This is a genomic window from Paenibacillus sp. FSL H8-0283 (assembly GCF_045040675.1).
Taxonomy (GTDB): domain Bacteria; phylum Bacillota; class Bacilli; order Paenibacillales; family Paenibacillaceae; genus Paenibacillus; species Paenibacillus amylolyticus.
In genome coordinates this window covers 1,608,746-1,628,613 of the sequence record NZ_CP150295.1, presented here as the reverse complement: position 1 = coordinate 1,628,613, position 19,868 = coordinate 1,608,746, and the positions used below count along the sequence as shown (strand labels likewise).

The window sequence follows — 19,868 nt, the reverse complement described above, 5'->3', positions numbered from 1 at the left end:
CATTTAGTCAAATATCATGTACATTAGGTTCATGGAGGTGAGCAAGTGGAAGAATTACACAATCACGTTCGGGAGTTACGAGCCAGAGACCGGCTATCCCAAGCAGAACTGGCCAAACTCATTGGTGCATCCCGTCAAACCATTGCCCTGATTGAGCGTGGAGATTACTCTCCGTCGGTCGTTCTGGCACTAAAAATAGCACATGTATTTCGTGAACCTGTCGAAAAAATCTTTGAACTGAAAGGTGGAGATTAAAATGAAAAATTCATCATCCTCGTCCATTAAAAAGCGGTTGCGTCTTCCCTTGTATGCAGCCGGTGGCGCTGTAGTTGGTTTTCTCGGCGCTAGCGGAGTCAGTAAACTCCCTTCTGACTTGAACTGGACGCTGTCCGTGTATTATGACTATGATCTTTTATTCGCAATCCTGGCGGCTCTTGTGGTAGTTATGACGGTGTGGAACATCTTCAGTCTCTCCCGCACGCCATCTGTCCCTCCCATGGAAAATGATGCTTATGGAGATTCCGATTCACTCATCTCTCCCGCAGAGCGCTCCCTCGGAAAAGCGATGATACTCAGCGGATTCAGCGTTATTCTTACGTTTACCTGGGCAGCACTTGCCTTGTCCTTGTATGCATCCAACCGAACCATGCCGAATTCTCCAGAACTGTTCAACCTCTTGAATTTTGTTGCTTCGTGTATCTCTATTATCATCGTTGTGGTCGTGCAAACTCTGACTGTGAAGCGATACAACCGTTATTATCCTGAACGCACTCTGGATCTGAACTCGCGCAATATGAAGAAAGATCATTTTGAGAAGCTGGATGAAGGCGAGAAATGGATTGTCTATCGCGCAGCCTATCGTTCTTTTCAGATGATGAATGTACTTCTTGGTGTTGGAATGGTCTCTATGGTTCTATATTCGATGCTCTTTACCTTTGCTCCATTCCCGATTGTAATGCTCTCTGTGATCTGGATTGCCAACATCGGAATCTATTATCGTGAAACCTATCGTGCGAGTAATCAGTAATACATGGTTAGGTAACTATTTTGTAAATATTTTCATAAAGGAGTGTTTGCATGCATTTATCCAAACGAAAGACCCGTTTCAGGTTCACCTCCCTAACAGGAGCTTTTATGGCTGTGGTTCTGTCTCTCAGTCTGTGGGTACCCGCAGTTCAGGCGGAGACCGCAACTCCAGTAGCTGCTGAACAAGGAAAGACGAAAGCGCTGACAACCGAATCAGCTACAGCATTTCTGGATTCATTCTTCGATTCACCTGAGGCAAAGGCCCATTATGTGGGAGCCTCCGTTGTTGTTGTGAAGGATGGCAAAGTTCTGGCGGAAAAAGGATATGGCTTCTCCGATGTGGAGAGTAAAACAGCCATCGATCCCAAAAATACCGCTTTCCGTGTAGCCTCTGTCTCCAAAACGTTCACGTCAGCAGCTGTAATGCAGCTGGTAGAGCAAGGCAAGGTTGATCTGCAAGCTGACTTTCAGACCTATGTGAAAGGGCTCGAATTTGATAATCCTTTTGACAAACCTGTAACTGTGGAGAACCTGCTCACACACACGACCGGATTCGAGATCCGTGATCCGCAACAGGAAGACATCCATACTGATTTTGATAAGTACATAGCGATGGAGGATTACGCACAGCAACACATGCCTCCTGTCGTTCGCGAGCCTGGAAGCGCCTATATGTACGATAATTTCTCGTTTTTGCTGCTTGGCATGATTGTTGAGAATGTAAGCGGCGAGCCCTTTGAATCCTACATGCAACAACATATCTTCAAACCGCTAGGAATGGATAACAGCAGTTTCATGCTGGACAAAAAGTTCCAAAAGCAGCTGGCCACAGGCTATGATGCGGCACACAATCCGCTTGATCTGTACACCATCTCTCCAACACCAATGCCTCAAGGTGGCATGTTGTCTACCGCTGAGGACATCGGGAAGTTCATGATTGCGTTCCTGAATGATGGCGTGAAGGACAACAAACGAATTTTCAAGGAATCCACAGTGAAAAGCATGGAACAGTACCGTTCTTCCATTCATCCACTGTTACCAAACACCACGTATGGATTCGAAGCTGCATTCCAGCTTCCCGGAGCAGGAAGTAGTCCAAGTATCATTACAAAAGGAGGCGACCTGACCGGATTCAGCTCTTATCTCTTCCTTATTCCCGAGCAAAATACAGGCGTTTTCCTGACGTATAATCAAAATGGAGCACTTCGTAATCTGTTCTACCCTGCATTCATTCAGAGCTTCTTCCCACAATATGCAAAGCCTGTACAGTTCAAGGATTACACGCCGCAATCCGCAGCTGAGCTGCAACGCTTCACCGGATTGTACGCCGATCTTCGACTTAGCACGATTGTAAGTTCCCTGAAAGGTGGCGGGGATAAGCCAGGACAACTGAGCATTAACGATGTATTCCTAGGTCAACGCAACCTGATTCAGGTGGAAGATAATCTCTTCAAAGATGAATTGACTGGTCAATTCACAGCATTCAAAGAATATGCAGATGGCACCACATACATGAAAGAACCTTACCTCAACCCTATGGGTTATGAGAAAAAAGGTCAAAAGCCTATGGGCTTCCGGGATGTTCGTGAGAACAGTCCTTATGCTGAAGCAATCTATGCCATACAATCTCTTGGATATTATGAGAATGATGCTAACAAGTCTTTCCAACCGAAATCAGCTGTGACACGAGCTGAATTTATTGAGAACACGCTTAAACTGAGTGGATTGAAGCCCAGCAAAACTACGCCTCCTGTTGGCACCGACTGGGCAGATCATGCAGCAGCCGGATATATTCAACTCGGATATGAATTGGGTATGATTACTGGCACGGACGAACAGCAGTTTAAGCCGGATCAAGTGATTATCCGACAGGAAGCCATGGTCATGATGTGGAGAATTATGCAACTACAATATCCTAGCGAACTGTTTAATGATGTGAAACTTGCGGGACACACAGATGCATGGGCTGTACCAGCCATTCAGATGATGGCGAAGCTTGGTATCCATGGACCCGAGGTGAAGGTAATGGAGGATGGTTCTGTTGATTTCCTTTCCCGCAAACCTCTGATTCGTCAGGAAGAGGCTGCGATCATGTATGCGCTGCTTACCCAACCAACAGATCAAATCGTCGCTGAACTGATGGCAGCTCAACAACCACAAGCAGAACCTGCCGAAGGAGCTGAGCCTGCAGATGAGACATCTGAAACTGCGCCGGTTCCTGTACCAGTAACGGTCCCTTCTGCAACATCAGCACAATAAAAATAAAATATCTTCATACCGATTAGATTGATCATGCTTATGATGCAAGAAAAAACAGGCTTGTTCAGAAGGATACGATCCTTCTTGAACAAGCCTGTTTCGTTACTTTTCATAACTTATTATAGCGATCGGTTACTAAGTTATATCCGTCTCTATTCGATCAACGAAGATACATGGCGGTTCCCGTTGCGCTGATCAAACTTGGCTGCAACGGTCTGCGCATGCTCCGCAAAGTAATCGGCCAGCTTGAGCAGGTCGCCCGGATCGCCTTCATACGGGAAGGATGCTGGCAGACGCAATCGGTATTCTGGAGATTCTTCCACCCAGCGGCGAAGCAACGATGCTGCTCTGGCATAAAACAACATTTTGGCGTAAGGATCTTCATGATCAGCAGCGAACACCAGTGTTTCCTCCAGCACATCAATGCCTTTTGCCGGATTTGTACGTGTGAGATAATCCATCTGCTCCGCAAAACTCTGCACAAAATCGTTCTGGCCTTTAATCAGGCGATATCCCTTGGTCTGATGTTTATCTGCTTCCGCAGTCCGTCCCAACCGATATAGCGGCATCAAAATTTCAGACAAAGTCAGATGCGGAATCTCTGCACAGCTCATACGCCCTTTCAGGATAGGCTGTGCCGCCTCCAACACCTTCTCATCGTCTCCTTTTAACAAGAAATATCGCATAATCTCATCCTGCTCACAGGCTTCGCAGTCACTCATAAAGTCACGATCCATCGTTCTGAATCGATCATAACTACGTCCCGCTTCCTCCAGCTCCCCAAAATCCATAAAGATCCGGAACCGATAATACCAGTAGGAGCGTTCGCTGTAACCGTAGGACTTGAAGCGCCGTCCGAAATCCTCCAACAGCTCCAGGATCTTCTCGCGTGATATTTCCGGGAAGTCGGGCATCTTGCCCAATATCCATTTGTACGACCACATTAACGTTTCTTCATCATATTCTTCGGGCTGTTGGTCGAACTTGCCCAGCTGCCAGGAAAAAGCAATCAGTGCTTTCATCGGATAACCACAGAATGTTGCTGTCTCCACAATCTCCGATCTTGCTTCATATGCCTCTTCCTCCATGCCGTTCACATCGGCAACTCTTGCCGCTTCCTCCAGCATACCAAGCTTCGCCGGACCATTGGGCAAACCATAGGCCTCGTCCATCAGTTCTTCAAAATCCATCTCTGTCTTCATCAGGCTTCCCCCTTACGATCTGTATTGGCACGCAAACCCCAATCAATAAAACGAACAATGCCCTGATTTAACACTTCAAGCTCCTGCTTGCTCATGGCATAATGCCCCATCATCAGTGCATTGACGTATAACATTTCGATGGCAATCGGTGTCATCTGGTCATCCGGTGATGTCAGTACCCGCTGAATGATCGGATTACTCACGTTCAAATACAAGGTTGAGTACCCTGCTGAACTCATGCCAGAAGACAATGAACCCAGAACAGACGAGAACAATTCCGTGCTCTCCTCGCTTGCTTTTTCAAGCGCACGAAGTGTTGAGGATTCCTGAGACAGCGTGAACAACACTGGCAGATCCGATGGCTTAAAACCTTTCACCTCAGCCCGACAACGGAAGCGCTGTAAGGCAGAATCGGCCAGTCGCAACGCATCATAATACTGATTACGCTCAGCGGGTGGCACATCGGTGAAACTCATCGAGACCTGATCCGGCTGTAGCCGCTCCGTGTGTACGTTGTGCACGGTCATCGGCAGTGTCGCCATCAACTCGCTGTCATAGATATAACCACCGTTAATTACCAGCATCGATTGTGCGGAAGCTACATGATGAATCTGACGGTACTCATCAACAGAGGACGTGAAATACAATGTCTCTCCTTCATCAATTAACTCACCCAATTCACGGTGACCCCTCGTACTCTCAAATGGCAACCAGCGATGAATCATCGCGTAGAATGCTTGATCCTGCACAGCCAATGCCTTCATGGACAGAGCATGCAGACGAATCAGCTTCTGAAGCCGTTCCGTCTGGCTCTCAGCCATGTCGGCCAGTCCCTTGCGAAGTGCGTCTCCGAGTTCGGAGCGAACTTCCTCCAGCTTCTCATTTTCATAGAAATGTTCCCGTGATGCCGTCGGTTGAAGCTCATCTGTCCAGATCAGACATTTCACGAAGAAAGCCCACTCTGGCAAAATGTTCTCAGCCTTCTCCGAAATCAGCATTCGCTTCAGGTAAACCCGGTGAGAACGCTTGGCATTCAGATTAACCGCGTGTGGCAGTACAAAAGCAATACCTCCGGTACGGCCTGAAGCTGTCGTCAACGGAATGAAGTCTTGGAACTGCTCGCCAAGCAGACGTTCACCAAATGCCAATACCTCTGATCTGCGTGAACGTGCGAGTGCAGGGTCCATCAGCCAGATCGGGGTCTCGCTATTCACCACATGTTGCACGCCGTCATGATACAGCGTGACCGGATACGGCAATAATGCTCCGTAATAGAACAGAGCTTCTTTCACATAATCCGGTTCAAAGTAGTGCGCCGCGTCCGGTGTGCAACGCAGATATACTTTGGTCCCCGGGGACAGCTGTGTGTCCAATTGTCGAATCGTATAGGTGCCATCCGGCTTGCCCCGCCACTCCATCGAAGGGCCGCCCTTCGCGGATTGCGTCAGCATGACAATTTCGTGACTCACCATGAAACAGGATAACAACCCAATCCCGAAACGCCCGATAAACGAAGTCTCTCCATCCAGCAGCGCTTGCTGCCCCCTCTTCGAGGATTGTCCAATCATCGCTAGGAATTCATGGATGTCAGCTTCGGTCAAGCCGATTCCGTTGTCCTCCACCATCATGGTCAATTGCTCACCTGTTCCCGTCAGTTCAACACGAACTTCACCCTGATACCCTGGCTCCGCCTCCGTTCGTGCGGTAATCGCATCCGTCGCATTCTGCATCAGTTCGCGCAAGAACACTTTAGGACTGCTATATAGATGGTTGGATAAAATCTGGATCATCCCGCTCAGGTTCACTTGAAAACGATATTCATTGGATGCTGTCATGATTCACTCACCTTCCTCTACGTCAAACACAATATGTACCCATACGATGTATTCATATGGATGTGTTAGACGAATTCATTATGTAATCGTTAGAAACAGACGTTCCCCGTGACAGGCACGACAAAACATCACGTCAAGCCGGCCCTGAATAACCAAGACCGGCGTTATATGCATATTTCAGGCATTCATGAGACGTAAGGCCTTATCTTCCATTACCACGTCATGAATAGCAATGAAACGGATGTTCTACCCTAAAATAAGGATACATGTTACAAGGCAGAGTGAAAACAAACCTGAGACCCGATTTCAGACAGACTTCAGGGTAAATGTGCATCCTACATTCGGGACTATTGAAGGAGGAATAGATCTTTTTTGTCGTCCATTTGAACGATATCAGCATACCACACGTATAATCTCCAAACTCAGATCGGACGGTGAATATACATGATCGAAGTACGCAACATATCCAAGCAATTCAAAGTGCATCAAGCACTGCATGATGTCAGTTTTACAGTTAAACAAGGCAGTGTCACCGGGTTGATTGGACCCAACGGTTCGGGCAAAACCACACTGATCCGTATCATGAATGGGGTTTTGGGCGCTTCCAGTGGACAGGTAACCATTAACGGATTGGACGCCGCTTGTGAGGCAGAGAAAGTACTGGCCATGTGTGGCACTCTTACCGAGCAAAGTGGATTATATGAAAATATGAGCGGGCGTGACAATCTGACTTTCTTCGCAGATGTTTTTGGCCTGAAGCATGCCAAGAAACGAATCGACGAGCTTGTAAATCTGTTCGAGTTGCAGGATTATCAGCATCGAAAAGTCGGCACCTATAGCACAGGCATGAAGAAACGCTTGGGCCTTGCACGAGTACTCTTGCACCGTCCTTCCATCCTGTTTCTGGATGAGCCCACCAATGGCCTGGATCCGGATGGAATTCAGATGGTGCTACGCATTATCCGTCAGTTAAATAAGGAAGAAAAGATGACAATCCTGGTCTCATCCCATGTGCTGTCCCAACTGTCAGCCGTCTGTGATCATTATATTTTCATGGAAAAGGGGCGCATCGTGGAGGAAGGCACGGAACAGGAGATTGTTAGCCGGTACCTGTCCACTCCGAAGCTCGAAGTAGAAGCCGACATGCCAGAAGGATGGCACACGGCAACCGACTTTACACCTGAAATAATCTCCGCACATCAAGCAGTATTTCAGCTTACATCGCGTGAAGATATTCCATTACTGCTAAGGCAATTAACGGAGCATGGTCAAGTCTATCAGGCCCGCATCACGGGCAGTGATCTGGAAAGTATCTATTTTGCCATAAGGGAGGCACACCACCATGAATAACCGCCAAGCCATACGTGCACTGGTACGTAAAGATATCCGGTCCGTCACAGCCAGCATTCAGCTCTGGTTGCCCATGTTGATCGTTCCACTGATTATTGGAATCATCATGCCCTCCGCCCTTCTGTGGGCGGCCTCCAGAATGGAACTTCGTTCTCTGGGCAACATCAGCTTTCTACTCGAATCATTGGATGCGTTAACCCATGGTGGACAGATTCCTCAGCTTGCTTCCATGCCTACAGATAATCATCGTATTGTCTATTACTTGGCCATGTATATGTTCGCTCCCTTGTTTCTCATCATTCCGGTAATGGCCTCCAGTATTCTGACGGCCAATAGTTTCGCTGGTGAGAAGGAACGTAAGACGCTGGAAGGATTGTTGTTCACACCGATAAGTATGGACACTCTTTTTAAAGGTAAAGTGCTAGCTACCCTGATCCCTTCCATTCTATTATCCTGGGTTACTTTCCTGATCTACGGAATCATTGCCAATATTCTGATGTACCCCATGTTTGGAACGTTGATGTTTCCCAATCTGAACTGGATAATACTTGTCGTGTGGGTTGTTCCCGCTTGCAGTCTTATGGTCATTTTATTAAACGTCCTGATCTCGGCCAAGGTCCGTGGGTTCCAGGAAGCCTATCAACTCGGCGGATTAATTGTCCTTCCCCTCATCGCCTTAGTCGCTGGTCAAGCCAGTGGCATGCTGCTGATTGGTCCTTGGATGTTAGTCATGATTGGAGCAGTGCTCCTACTCATAAGTGTGGTTCTTCTTCGTCTGGTCACGTCGTGGAATAGTCGTCAGCAACTGGCGGAAAGTCAGATCTGAATGATGTGGAGTATGGCGACAAAATTCAACAAACCACACTGTCGCTCCGCTATACAGATTGAGAAATAAATAAGTGCAGGTTATGATGTGGAGATATATGCTATGGGATGATTTATAGAGAGGAATGGAACAACTGTATGGAATCCAAACTACTTCAAAAATTAAAATATGCTTCACAATTAACGGCACAGGAGAAGCATATTGTGGACTATATCCTAAGCAATCCCGAAGTTGTATTTGATTCTACAGCCCATGAACTGGCTCAGCAGACCTATACAAGCTCATCCACCATTGTTCGCTTATGCAAAAAGCTGGGTACCAAGGGGTACCCAGACTTTCAGTTAAAACTTGCTCTTGAATATCAACAGATACCTTCCGCGTTGCAGACGCAGGATCATGCAATTGCAGAACAAGGCAACGTGCTGGCTGCCATCGACTCAGTTCCTTACCTGTATCAGCAGGCGCTAGATGATACGCGCCGGATGTTAAATGCTCCTGTTTTGCTACGAATCGCGAACTGGGTCAAAGAATCCGGACGTATCGATATCTATGGCAGTGATATGAATTATTATCTGGCTCAGCAGGCTTGTGCCAAGTGGAATGAACTCGGCATATCTGCGATTGCTCATAATAGTCCCAACATGCATTACTTGAACACGATGAATCCCAACAGCCTGACGTTGTCTTTTGTTATCTCGCACACAGGTGAGAATCAATCCATGATTGAAGCCGCTAAAGTGCTCAGCAACAAACAGATGAAAGTCATCGCGGTCACGGGCAACAACCATTCAACCCTGTCCAGACATTGTGATGAAACGCTGCTGGCTTACGGATACAATGAACAGTTAAGACTGTCCAAAATGTCTTCGATGGTCTCGGTACTCTACATTTTCGACATGTTGTACATGGGGAGCATTAGCGATACGTATTAACGATTAACACTGGTCTGCTGTAAATACAATCCCGGCATCCTTACGTGCACTCATAAGTACACTCATTACAGACTGGCTGTGTTCGAGCAGTTCGTAACACCGTTTGTGATCACCACTTGCATGGATGTCCCTGAACGCTTCCCACTCATAGTACAGCCAATTGGATTTGGTCTGCGCATTATATGCCTCTGCAGACTCATTCCCGATCTGAAGCTTGATCTCCCGGCAACCGTTTGCTCCTCCCACAACCTGAAGATAACCTTTCTCCCCCTGAATGAGCACAAAGTTCATGCTGTTTGTGTCTTTGGCACCTACACATTCCGCAATAAACTCCGGATACTTAAGAACCACTACTCCTGACGTATCAATGCCGTTTGCATGCTGGTTCGCGGTATACGATACGGTATTCGGACTGCCAAACAGATTCATGACCAGATGCAGATTATAAATATTGATATCCATTAGCGCGCCACCAGAGAAATGTGGATTGAATACGTTCGGCGTTTCCCCTACAAGCAGATCATTGTATTTGCGCGAGTATTGACTGTAGTTACACTGGATGAGTTTGATCGGACCAAGCTTTGGTAGTTGCTCCTGTATGACTTTAATATTGGGCAGATGAATGTTGGAGATGGCTTCAAACAGCAACAGATTCTTTTCTTTTGCAAGTGCAATCAGCGTTTCTGCTTCCTGAAGCGTGGACGTGAACGGTTTTTCGCAGACGACATGTTTGCCATGTTGAAGTGCCTGATAGGCCTGTTCGTAATGCATGCTGTTTGGTGAAGCAATATATACGAGATCTACATTTGTATCTGAAAATAGGGATTCCAGGTCCGTATAGATGGTATCGACCCCATACTTACCCGCAAGCTCCTGTGCTGTCTCTCTCTTCCGAGAGTACATCGCTGTACACGTAACATCTTCCAGCTCATTGATCGCAGACAAAATGGCATCCACAATGGACCCTGTACCAATCGTTGCTATATTCATCATATCGTTTCGCTCCTGTCGTTGGTTGTTTGTCAGTTGGCTCTCTTCGCTGCTTCGATTCCGTCATGTAAAATATCCAATACATATAAAACCTCTTCATCCTTGACCGGTTTATCACCGTTATGTCGAATGGCTTGAAGCAGTTGATCATATAAAATGCCATAGTCTGTCGCTTCCGAAGGAACTTTCTCCGTATGTGATGTTCCCTCATCGTCCACATAACTAATCGTACCCCAGTTATTCTCCGGTTCAGCTTCAATGGATACCCTGGTTCGTCCATCTCCATTTTTCGTTTGATGCCCACTGCTATATTTAACAAAGCTCCCTCGATCCCCGTGTACAATGAATTTTGGATGTTCGATCTTCACAAGCAGACTGCACTTAATCGTGGCCTTCATTCGTCCATAACGAAAATCAATATCGATATAATCATCGGATTCCCCCGGCGCGATCAAACTCCGAACATCATAATCAATTCGGTCAGCTACACCATAGATGGAGATTAACTGATCGATCGTATGCACGGCCAAGCCATGCAGCAATCCAAATCCACTTCTGGTGTACTGTGGGTGAAAATAATCATAGTGGGACTGGATTTCAACAATATTCCCCAGTTTGCCGCTCTCAATCACTTTCTTCAATGTCAGAAAGTCACCATCAAATCTGCGATTTTGATTCGCCATAGCGATGAGATTTTTACGATTGGCTAATTCAAAAATATCTTTGGCTGCCGCAGAAGTGGAGGCAAATGGTTTCTCCACCAGTACATGTTTCCCGCGTTCCAATGCCAGCCTAGCGTACTCTACATGGCTATCCACATGGGTGGCGATAACAATCAATTCAATCTCATCATCTTGCAATATGTCTTCGATATTCGTCGAAAAAGTAATCTCGGGATAGCGTGATTCACGCTCTGTATCACCAACCCGATCTTCCTCTCGACGATATATCATCTTCACCCTGATGTTTTCTTTTTTGTCCAGATAAGGAAAATGATAATTCACCACTGCATTCCCAAATCCGATGATCGCCACATTCATTAACATGATCACTCACTCCTCTGCTCTGGTTGAGTGTAATGTTATCACGATCAAGTCAGGCGGAGAATGCTTTGGGACGGGATTGGCAGCATCATGCGCAATTTGATTTCAGGTTTGAATGACTATGAAATTCAATTTCATTCTCTTCTTTTTTTCATGTTTGAGATCTAACATATATTCCATAGTTTACCGATATAACATAAGGAATTAACGACATACATATAGAAGAACGAAGGGGACGATGAACGAATGAAAACAAGGTATACATACGTACAACGCACCATCTGTACATTGCTGTTATTTACACTCATTGTAGCAGTGACATTGGGAGGTGGAACCGCAGCCGAGGCAGCTTCACTTAACCAATCCACAGTGTATTATGAGTCCGACGGAGTTTTGTACAAAGTATCCGCGGATGGCAGCAATACAACAGAAGTATTAATTGATTTCCAAGGTGTGGACTTGCTCGCGGCAGGCTCTTATCTCTACTACACGCAGACTGCTTCTTCCACAATCTTGCTTCGGGTTCCGAATGACGGGTCCAGCGATGCGGCAGAGACATTTGCTACAGATGTACTCAGCTATTACACGGATAACGGATTTATCTATTATCTGGATGCTACAGGTACCATTTATCGCGCGAATGGCAATAGTGACGCTTCATCTGTCACCAAGATTGCTGACAAGGCTGATACCGACTTCCCATTCCTCCTGGTAACCAAAGGGCGCGCCTACTATAATGCGTTAGTTAATGGAAACACGTGGATCGTGTCCAAAACGTCCAACGGTGCTGGAGCTGTGCAGCGGATTGCCGCAGGCGCAGTGGAAGGACGTTATTTTACGAATCAAGCCAAAAACGAACTGCAACTGATGGTAAATACAGACCCCTACGAGGAGTTTTACTCCACCAATGCTGTTGTCATGTATAAGGTGAAATACAACACTGGCAAAGCAACCGCGGTTAATCCCAAAGCCAAACTGGATGTGAATGCTGTATATTCCGGTGGTTGGGGAAACAATCTTTACGTGTATAACAAAGGAATCGTTCTCGACAGCAATAAGGATTATAATTATGCCAAAGGCAAAGCGTTTGCGTTAACCACTTCAGCCAAAACACTTCAACTTCATAATAAGAGCGTTCGTGAAATAAGTGCCTTAGGTACAGACAAGGTTGTCATTATTGATGCAGACAAAAAGGCTTATGCCAAAACGGTCTCGGGCAACAAAGTGACCAAGTCTGCCAACCTGAACCTGAACAATGTAACGTATGTTGCGAATCAATTGACCAATGGTACATCTACGGCTGCATACATCTCGGGCAACAATGGACTCTATTCGGTTAATACAGCTCTCAAGGTAACGAAACTTACCGGGGACGAATGGGATGCATTCCATATCAGAGATGATGTTGCGGGCCTCTTCTACATCAATGCCAAAGATCAGTATCGCTTGTATCACGTGCAAACGGGTGGAACAGGGAAAAAAGTTATGAGTGACGTTTTCCTCGACAATATTCTATTGGTGACACCGTACTAACATATAATGTTGGTTCAGGCGTATAGCCCATTCAACGGACATGTCCATAACAAAAAGGATTACCATGTAGCCATAACGGCTCTTGGTAGTCCTTTTTTGGTTGTCGAAAACTATTTTTCAAAAACATCTTCCATATGAGAATGATAATTGTTATCATTAAGAAAATAAGACAAAAGGATGGTCCGTATGACTGAACAGTTTCCCTTCATTGCTGAAACCTCATCTCTACCGCTCCTCTCCTCCATGTGCCGTGTGCGTCGTGGGGAGAATTTCCGTGTGCAAGGCAAGACGGTGTCACGGCCTATGCTCTGTCTTATTTTGCAAGGAGACGGTGTTCTGGTCCTGAATGATACAGTCTATACGGCGCAAGCGGGCAGCTTGTTTGTACTGAAGCCAGGAACAACCATCGAGGCCGCTGCACGCTCGAACGTTACCGAATGTATATTGCTAAGCATGGATACGGTTTGTTTGCAGCAAGTGCGCGGTGAATGGAAAATGACCTCATCACCCGCCTTCCCGCTGGATTGGGAGACAGGCAGGTTGCTGGTTCGTCATGAGCAGCAGGCTGTATTACGTTTGGAACAACTGTATGAAACCTATCACGGTCTTCAACCGGATCACTTTATCAGCATACATAGCCAACTGCATGAGCTGCTGCAGTTTCTCTCGGAGAACAGGCTGGAAGCCAATCATGAGAAAGTGGACCCTGCCTTGGAACGCAGTATTATGTATATGCGACGTTACATGAGTGAAGGAATCAGCATGGATCAGCTTGCCAAGATTGCTGGACTCACCCCCAGCTCTTATTCACGCAGTTTCAAGAAGGCCAAAGGCATGTCACCGACCGATTACCTAAATCGTTTACGTATAAATGAAGCCAAAAAACAGCTGACAGAGGAATCCTGTATCCTCAAAGACGTCGCGGTATCTGTCGGGTATGGCAATGAGTATTATTTTAGCCGCAAATTCAAACAAACCTTGGGGATTGCTCCCAGCGTATATATGAAAAGAGATCAACTTCGCGTAGCTACGGCATCCATTATGGGATTCCATGAGAACTTGGCCTCACTTGGACTGCGCCCGGTAGCTGTGCTGGAAGGTGAAGGTGTATTTGACCGAGAATCGGATGAATATGAACAAGAACGCCGATTAACCAGACAATTCGATCAACTTCGGCAGGCGAAGCCAGACTTGATCATCGGTGACTTTTACCACAAGCCCTATTACGATCGCCTGAAAAGTATTGCACCTACCATCATCTTGGAGTCCACTGATGACTGGAAAGAGAACCATATTCGCATAGCCGAACTAGTCGGACGTGAGAAACAAGCGTTGCTGAATTTCAAAGAACTTGAGTTCCGCAAGCTTGAAGCAAGCCTGAACCTGCAACCCTATTTCGGACAAAAACGGTTGGCTCTGATGGAGGTTACTAATCAGTTCATTCGCTTACAAGGGACTGGCGAGCATCCATTAAATCACTTGTTGTATGCTGAATTGGGACTCCAGCCTGCTCAGCTTGTATCTCCCGAAAGTTCCAGAAGTGAGTATGTAGCGGATAGTATTCCCGTGCTGGACACGGATTACCTGTTGATCCATCGTGCTTCGCTCCAGCCTGTCAGTGAAAAGGTGTTCCGACGCATGAAACAAACGGCATCGTGGAATCGATCTCCTGCTGTATTGTATGGTAACGTTCACGATATTTCGAACTGGCAACGGTTATGCTGGACCCCGGGTGGCCGGTTGCAGATTCTGAACGAACTGGAACAGATTACTCAGCAGTCTGTAGTCTTTCCTCAGGCAGGTCTGATCGGACATTAGATGTGAACATAGGTCGATACGATGGGTAAGATTATCTTTTACATCGTGTTCCTTCATTAATAATTCAGTAAGATATTGCACATGCAAAGGGCCCTCTCCTATAACGGAAAGGGCCCTTTGCATGTAATTATGAATGTTCCTTGATCTCTTCCTTCGGAACAAGCTTGTATATCTCTTCATTTTCCATGGTATCAATCAACCGATCCAACCATTTGTAATATGCTTCCGCTTGCAAAACTTTGTGTTTGTCTTCCATCAGGATGTGGATAAGTTCAGCATCCGCCTCTTCATCCAGAACTTCGACTAGTCGATTCAGTTCTTCAATTGATTTGCGTAGAATCTGAAGGTTACTCTCCACGGCTTTTCTCCATTTAATCGCAAAATAATCCGTAAACGTCTGATGCCAGTCATATTCCACTTCATATAGGTCTTTTCTGGAGCCCTTGCTCCACACTTTATTTACCATTTTCAAATCCAGCAGTGTTCGTACACCTGTACTCATACTCGTTTTGCTCATTTCCATTTCCCGTCCCATATCGTCAAGGGTCATTGGTTTGTCTGCAAAAAATAGCAATCCATATAAGTGTCCCGTCGACAGCGTAACGCCGTAAAGATCCATATTACGTCCAATGGCTTCAATGACGCGCTTACGAATCTTCAGCACGGTTGCCTGCTGTTCCTCTTGTAAATGGTCCAAGCCCATGCTTGCAACCTCCATTCTGAACATTCCACAGTCTTTGGCGAAATAATTGCAACACTTTAAAAGTCCTGCTTACATGGGAAAGCACTCAGCCGGACATCATATATGCCAGAGGGCTTTCATTCACCCAATGTATGAAAATGGGAACTTTACCAGGCTACAATTGCCTATGACTATCTTTTAACCAAAAAATTCAGCTTCAATTCAGCTCATTTTCTATTGTAGGAAAAGCAATGTCAAATGTAAAGCTACCTTATTAGCCAGAATAAGGAGAATGACGGAGCATATGGGAGGAAAACTTTGTACAGTTTTTACTGTACAAACATTATGTACTGTTTATTCGGTTGATATACTGGTTAAGTATTGTTAGACTTAAAAACGTTACCCAGAAAGACGGGAAGCGAAGCAACAATTACCGGATTTCGTGGCTGGGCGCATAAGTGTATGGGCTTATGGATGCTGAAAGCCGTTCGAAGTGCACAACACATCAGAAGGGGTGAAAACATGACCATACTTGAAGTGAAAAACGTAAGTAAATTGTTTGGACCCCAAACCGAGCAAGGTCTGCAATTACTGGAGCAAGGTTGGGGTAAAGAAAAGTTGGCCAAAGAAAAACAGATAACGGTTGGTGTCAACCGGGTCAACATGGACATTAAGGAAGGCGAGATTTTCGTTATTATGGGACTGTCCGGGAGTGGTAAATCCACACTGGTTCGGATGTTCAATCGTCTGATTGAACCAACATCCGGAGAAATTCTGGTCCATGGTAAGGATCTACGCAAGATGAACAAAGAACAATTGCGCGAAGTGCGCCGGAAAACGATTAGCATGGTCTTCCAGAAGTTTGCGTTGTTCCCGCACCGTACCGTTCTTGATAATGTGGAGTATGGATTGGAAATACAAAAAGTAGATAAGGAAGTACGCCGGGAGAAGGCAAAAACCTCACTTGAGCTGGTTGGCCTTAAGGGCTGGGAAGACAAAATGCCAGATGAACTCAGTGGCGGGATGCAGCAACGTGTCGGCTTGGCGCGTGCACTTGCCAATGACCCGGAAGTACTACTGATGGATGAAGCCTTCAGTGCACTTGATCCATTGATTCGCCGTGATATGCAAGATGAGTTGATCGAGCTTCAGGATAAAATGAAAAAGACCATCATTTTCATTACCCATGACTTGGACGAAGCGCTGCGCATCGGCGATCGTATTGCCCTCATGAAAGACGGCGCAGTTGTGCAGATCGGTACACCGGAAGAAATCATGATTCAACCGGCCAACTCATATGTGGCCCGCTTCGTCGAAGACGTGGATCTGTCCAAGGTCCTTACAGCATCTCACGTAATGCGTCGCCCTGAAACAATTACGCTTGATCGTGGTCCTCGTGTTGCCCTCGAATTAATGCGCGAACGTGGTATTTCCAACCTGTTTGTCATTGACCGTTCGATCAAACTGCTGGGTGTTATTACAGCTGAAGATGCAACCCGTGCTATGCGCGAAAACAAATTATTGAACGACATTCTGATCACGGACGGGCCGACGGTGTCGCCTGAAACCCTGATTCATGAATTGTTCGAGATTGTAAGTTCTGCCCATGTGCCGCTCGCTGTAGTTGGTGAGAATGGCCGTCTGCAAGGTGTTATCGTCCGCGGTGCCCTGCTGGGTGCACTTAGCGGTGAAGTTGCAGTAAAGGAGGAACTTGCGAATGATTCCCAAAATACCACTAGCATCGTGGATTGAATCCATCGTTGACTGGATGAGCTCCTCGCTCTCCGGATTGTTTAATGTAATCTCTATTGTTATTCAGGCAGTAGTTGGATTCTTCTCCGGGCTGTTCATGCTGCCCCATCCACTCCTGTTCATTGCCATATTGGGTGTTCTTGCGTTCCTCGTAGGACGACTCCCACTGACACTATTTACGGTTATCGGATTCTTGCTCGTAGATAACTTGGGATACTGGTCCCAATCGATGGACACACTCGGTCTGGTTATCACTTCAGGATTGGTTTCGATCCTGCTTGGTGTACCTGTCGGAATCTGGCTCGCATACAGTAAAACTGCGGCGCGTATCATTACACCGCTGCTTGACTTCATGCAGACGATGCCTGCATTTGTCTACTTGCTGCCTGCGGTCACATTCTTTAGTCTCGGTGTCGTTCCAGGTGTTATCGCTTCTGTTATATTTGCGATTCCGCCAACGATTCGTCTGACTCATCTGGGGATCAGACAGGTATCTAGTGAATTGGTTGAAGCAGCTGATGCATTCGGCTCAACTTCCATGCAAAAGTTGTTCAAAGTACAGCTTCCACTCGCTTTGCCTACCGTGATGTCCGGTATTAACCAGACCATCATGCTATCACTGTCCATGGTTGTTATTGCATCCATGATTGGTGCACAAGGTATTGGTGCGGAAGTCTATCGTGCTGTAACACAGCTTCAAATCGGTAAAGGTTTCGAAGCCGGTCTGGCCGTTGTTGTACTCGCGATTGTTCTGGACCGTTTTACACAAAATGTATTTATGCCAGGTCGCAAAAAAACCTCACGCATTACAGCCAAGCAAAAAGCATGGATCACTGCTGCAGCAACATTCCTTGTGCTTGTAGCTGGTTTCTCACAATACTTCGTTGGTGGCACAACTTCGGCTGGTGGCAACAATTCAGCAGCCAATGCTGTAGGTCAAGAAGTAAACTATCAGATTATCGGTATCGATCCAGGGGCTGGTATCATGAAGTCTGCTGCAAAAGCGATCGAAGACTATAAATTAACTGACTGGACTCTGATTGAAGGCTCTGGTGCAGCCATGACAGCCACGCTGGACAAAGCGATCAAAAATGAAGATCCAATCATTATTACAGGTTGGACTCCGCACTGGATGTTCAACAAATATGATCTAAAATATCTGGAAGATCCAGAAAAATCTTTCGGTGATGCTGAAGAAATTCACACCATCGCCCGTAAAGGTCTGAAAGAAGATCACCCTGTTGCGTTTGAATTCCTGTCCCGTTTCCAATGGACATCGGATGAAATGGGTGAAATGATGACTGCTATCCAAGATGGCACATCTGCAGAAGAAGCAGCTAAAGCTTATGCTGAGAAACATGCCGATCAGATTGCTGAGTGGACCAAAGGTCTGACTCCAGTGAACGGTGATGCATTCAAACTCAGCTATGTGGCTTGGGATTCCGAAATCGCAAGTACGAACTTGCTAAAATATGTGATGGAAAACAAATTGGGTTATAAAGTTAACGCTCTGCAAGTCGAAGCCGGACCAATGTGGACGGGTGTTGCCTCAGGCGACGTAGATGCCTCTCCAGCAGCTTGGCTGCCATTGACACACGCAGACTACTGGGAACGTTACAAAGACCAGGTGGACGATCTGGGGGCTAATATGACAGGTGTACGTACAGGCCTCGTGGTTCCTAAGTACATGACTGAAGTAAACTCGATTGCAGATCTGGAGACAGGTGCCGCTTCTTCCACTCCATCGGCAAGTGCTAATGTGGGCGAAGAGGTTAATCACCAAATCGTTGGTATTGACCCGGGTGCAGGTCTGATGAAGGCCACAGCAAACGCCATTAAACATTATGAATTGTCTAACTGGAATCTGATTGAAGGCTCCGGAGCAGCAATGACTGCATCGTTGGACAAAGCTTATAAAAATGAAGAACCCATCATCGTTACGGGTTGGACTCCACACTGGATGTTCAATCAGTATGATCTGAAGTATTTGGATGATCCCGACTTAATTTTCGGCGATGCAGAGGAAGTTCACACGGTTGGACGTAAGGGAATCAAAGAAGATCATCCCGTTGCCTATGAGTTCTTCTCTCGTTTTAATTGGACTGCAGATCAAATGAGTGAAATCATGGTAGACATTCAAAAGGGCGTTTCGCCTGAAGAAGCTGCCAAGACTTATGCGGAAAAACATCCGGACCAAATTGAAGAATGGACCAAGGGGTTAACCCCGGTTAAAGGTGACAATTTACGTCTCGGTTATGTTGCATGGGACTCTGAAATTGCGAGTACCAACCTGATGAAGTATGTGCTTGAGACGGATCTGGGTTACACAGTCAAAGCACTGCAAGTCGAAGCTGGCCCCATGTGGGCAGGCTTGGCAGCAGGTGATATCGATGCTTCTCCAGCCGTATGGCTCCCGCTCACACATGGGGACTACTGGAAGACATATGGAGACAAGATTGAAGATATCGCTGTCAGCATGACAGGAGTTAAACAAGGTCTGGTTGTTCCAACGTACATGGAAATCAACTCTGTTGAAGACTTAAAAGATAATTAAACCAGATTGAGATGGATAAACCTGAATTTGGTAAAAGACCACCGAAATTTTTCGGTGGTCTTTTTG

At 46.3% G+C, this 19,868-nt stretch carries 15 protein-coding genes; 10 read left to right on the top strand and 5 right to left on the bottom strand.

Features of this window, described 5'->3' with window-relative positions; all coding sequences use genetic code 11:
• The first annotated feature begins 45 nt into the window (after window positions 1-45).
• From MHI52_RS07205 to MHI52_RS07195, 3 genes are read left to right on the top strand one after another with little or no spacing between them, the layout of a single operon-like run.
• Complete coding sequence (locus MHI52_RS07205; RefSeq protein ID WP_017690042.1) at window positions 46-255, top strand: helix-turn-helix transcriptional regulator; 210 nt, start codon at window positions 46-48, stop codon at window positions 253-255.
• Between the two features lies 1 nt (window position 256).
• Window positions 257-1,027 (top strand): DUF3169 family protein, encoded by a 771-nt coding sequence (locus tag MHI52_RS07200; protein WP_047842012.1) that lies wholly within the window; start codon window positions 257-259, stop codon window positions 1,025-1,027.
• Window positions 1,028-1,077: 50 nt separating this feature from the next.
• Window positions 1,078-3,285: a serine hydrolase gene (locus tag MHI52_RS07195; protein ID WP_405158739.1), complete on the top strand. Its 2,208-nt coding sequence runs from the start codon at window positions 1,078-1,080 to the stop codon at window positions 3,283-3,285.
• Between the two features lie 152 nt (window positions 3,286-3,437).
• Here the strand turns inward: MHI52_RS07195 and MHI52_RS07190 are convergent, their stop codons facing one another.
• Complete coding sequence (locus MHI52_RS07190) at window positions 3,438-4,487, bottom strand: hypothetical protein (protein WP_282319074.1); 1,050 nt, start codon at window positions 4,485-4,487, stop codon at window positions 3,438-3,440.
• Window positions 4,487-6,322 carry an HSP90 family protein gene (locus MHI52_RS07185; protein ID WP_405158738.1) on the bottom strand — a complete coding sequence of 612 codons (1,836 nt, stop codon included), beginning with the start codon at window positions 6,320-6,322 and terminating at the stop codon, window positions 4,487-4,489. Before MHI52_RS07185 ends, MHI52_RS07190 begins: the two co-directional genes overlap by 1 nt.
• A gap of 444 nt (window positions 6,323-6,766) precedes the next feature.
• Here MHI52_RS07185 and MHI52_RS07180 point away from each other — a divergent pair, with 444 nt between their 5' ends.
• From MHI52_RS07180 to MHI52_RS07170, 3 genes are all read left to right on the top strand, one after another.
• Window positions 6,767-7,672 carry an ABC transporter ATP-binding protein gene (locus MHI52_RS07180; RefSeq protein WP_100529957.1) on the top strand — a complete coding sequence of 302 codons (906 nt, stop codon included), beginning with the start codon at window positions 6,767-6,769 and terminating at the stop codon, window positions 7,670-7,672.
• Window positions 7,665-8,498, top strand: coding sequence for an ABC transporter permease subunit (locus tag MHI52_RS07175; RefSeq protein ID WP_405158737.1), 834 nt, complete (start codon window positions 7,665-7,667; stop codon window positions 8,496-8,498). Before MHI52_RS07180 ends, MHI52_RS07175 begins: the two co-directional genes overlap by 8 nt.
• A gap of 107 nt (window positions 8,499-8,605) precedes the next feature.
• Complete coding sequence (locus MHI52_RS07170) at window positions 8,606-9,430, top strand: MurR/RpiR family transcriptional regulator (protein WP_127551328.1); 825 nt, start codon at window positions 8,606-8,608, stop codon at window positions 9,428-9,430.
• A gap of 3 nt (window positions 9,431-9,433) precedes the next feature.
• On the opposite strand, the gene MHI52_RS07165 is transcribed toward MHI52_RS07170, so the two are convergent.
• Complete coding sequence (locus MHI52_RS07165; protein WP_405159367.1) at window positions 9,434-10,420, bottom strand: Gfo/Idh/MocA family protein; 987 nt, start codon at window positions 10,418-10,420, stop codon at window positions 9,434-9,436.
• Between the two features lie 32 nt (window positions 10,421-10,452).
• Window positions 10,453-11,466: a Gfo/Idh/MocA family oxidoreductase gene (locus tag MHI52_RS07160; RefSeq protein ID WP_405158736.1), complete on the bottom strand. Its 1,014-nt coding sequence runs from the start codon at window positions 11,464-11,466 to the stop codon at window positions 10,453-10,455.
• Window positions 11,467-11,709: 243 nt separating this feature from the next.
• Between MHI52_RS07160 and MHI52_RS07155 the strand changes: the two genes are divergently transcribed.
• Both MHI52_RS07155 and MHI52_RS07150 read left to right on the top strand, forming a co-directional pair.
• On the top strand, window positions 11,710-12,996 hold the full coding sequence (locus tag MHI52_RS07155; RefSeq protein WP_405158735.1) for a DUF5050 domain-containing protein: 1,287 nt from the start codon (window positions 11,710-11,712) through the stop codon (window positions 12,994-12,996).
• 186 nt (window positions 12,997-13,182) lie between these two features.
• Window positions 13,183-14,814: a helix-turn-helix domain-containing protein gene (locus tag MHI52_RS07150; RefSeq protein WP_405158734.1), complete on the top strand. Its 1,632-nt coding sequence runs from the start codon at window positions 13,183-13,185 to the stop codon at window positions 14,812-14,814.
• Between the two features lie 127 nt (window positions 14,815-14,941).
• Here the strand turns inward: MHI52_RS07150 and MHI52_RS07145 are convergent, their stop codons facing one another.
• Window positions 14,942-15,517 carry a GbsR/MarR family transcriptional regulator gene (locus tag MHI52_RS07145; protein ID WP_282319080.1) on the bottom strand — a complete coding sequence of 192 codons (576 nt, stop codon included), beginning with the start codon at window positions 15,515-15,517 and terminating at the stop codon, window positions 14,942-14,944.
• Between the two features lie 501 nt (window positions 15,518-16,018).
• Here MHI52_RS07145 and MHI52_RS07140 point away from each other — a divergent pair.
• Both MHI52_RS07140 and MHI52_RS07135 read left to right on the top strand, forming a co-directional pair.
• Window positions 16,019-17,248, top strand: coding sequence for a glycine betaine/L-proline ABC transporter ATP-binding protein (locus MHI52_RS07140; RefSeq protein ID WP_074093962.1), 1,230 nt, complete (start codon window positions 16,019-16,021; stop codon window positions 17,246-17,248).
• Complete coding sequence (locus MHI52_RS07135) at window positions 17,214-19,802, top strand: glycine betaine ABC transporter substrate-binding protein (protein WP_340983184.1); 2,589 nt, start codon at window positions 17,214-17,216, stop codon at window positions 19,800-19,802. The genes MHI52_RS07140 and MHI52_RS07135 overlap by 35 nt, the downstream gene beginning before the upstream one ends.
• The last annotated feature ends 66 nt before the right edge of the window (window positions 19,803-19,868 follow it).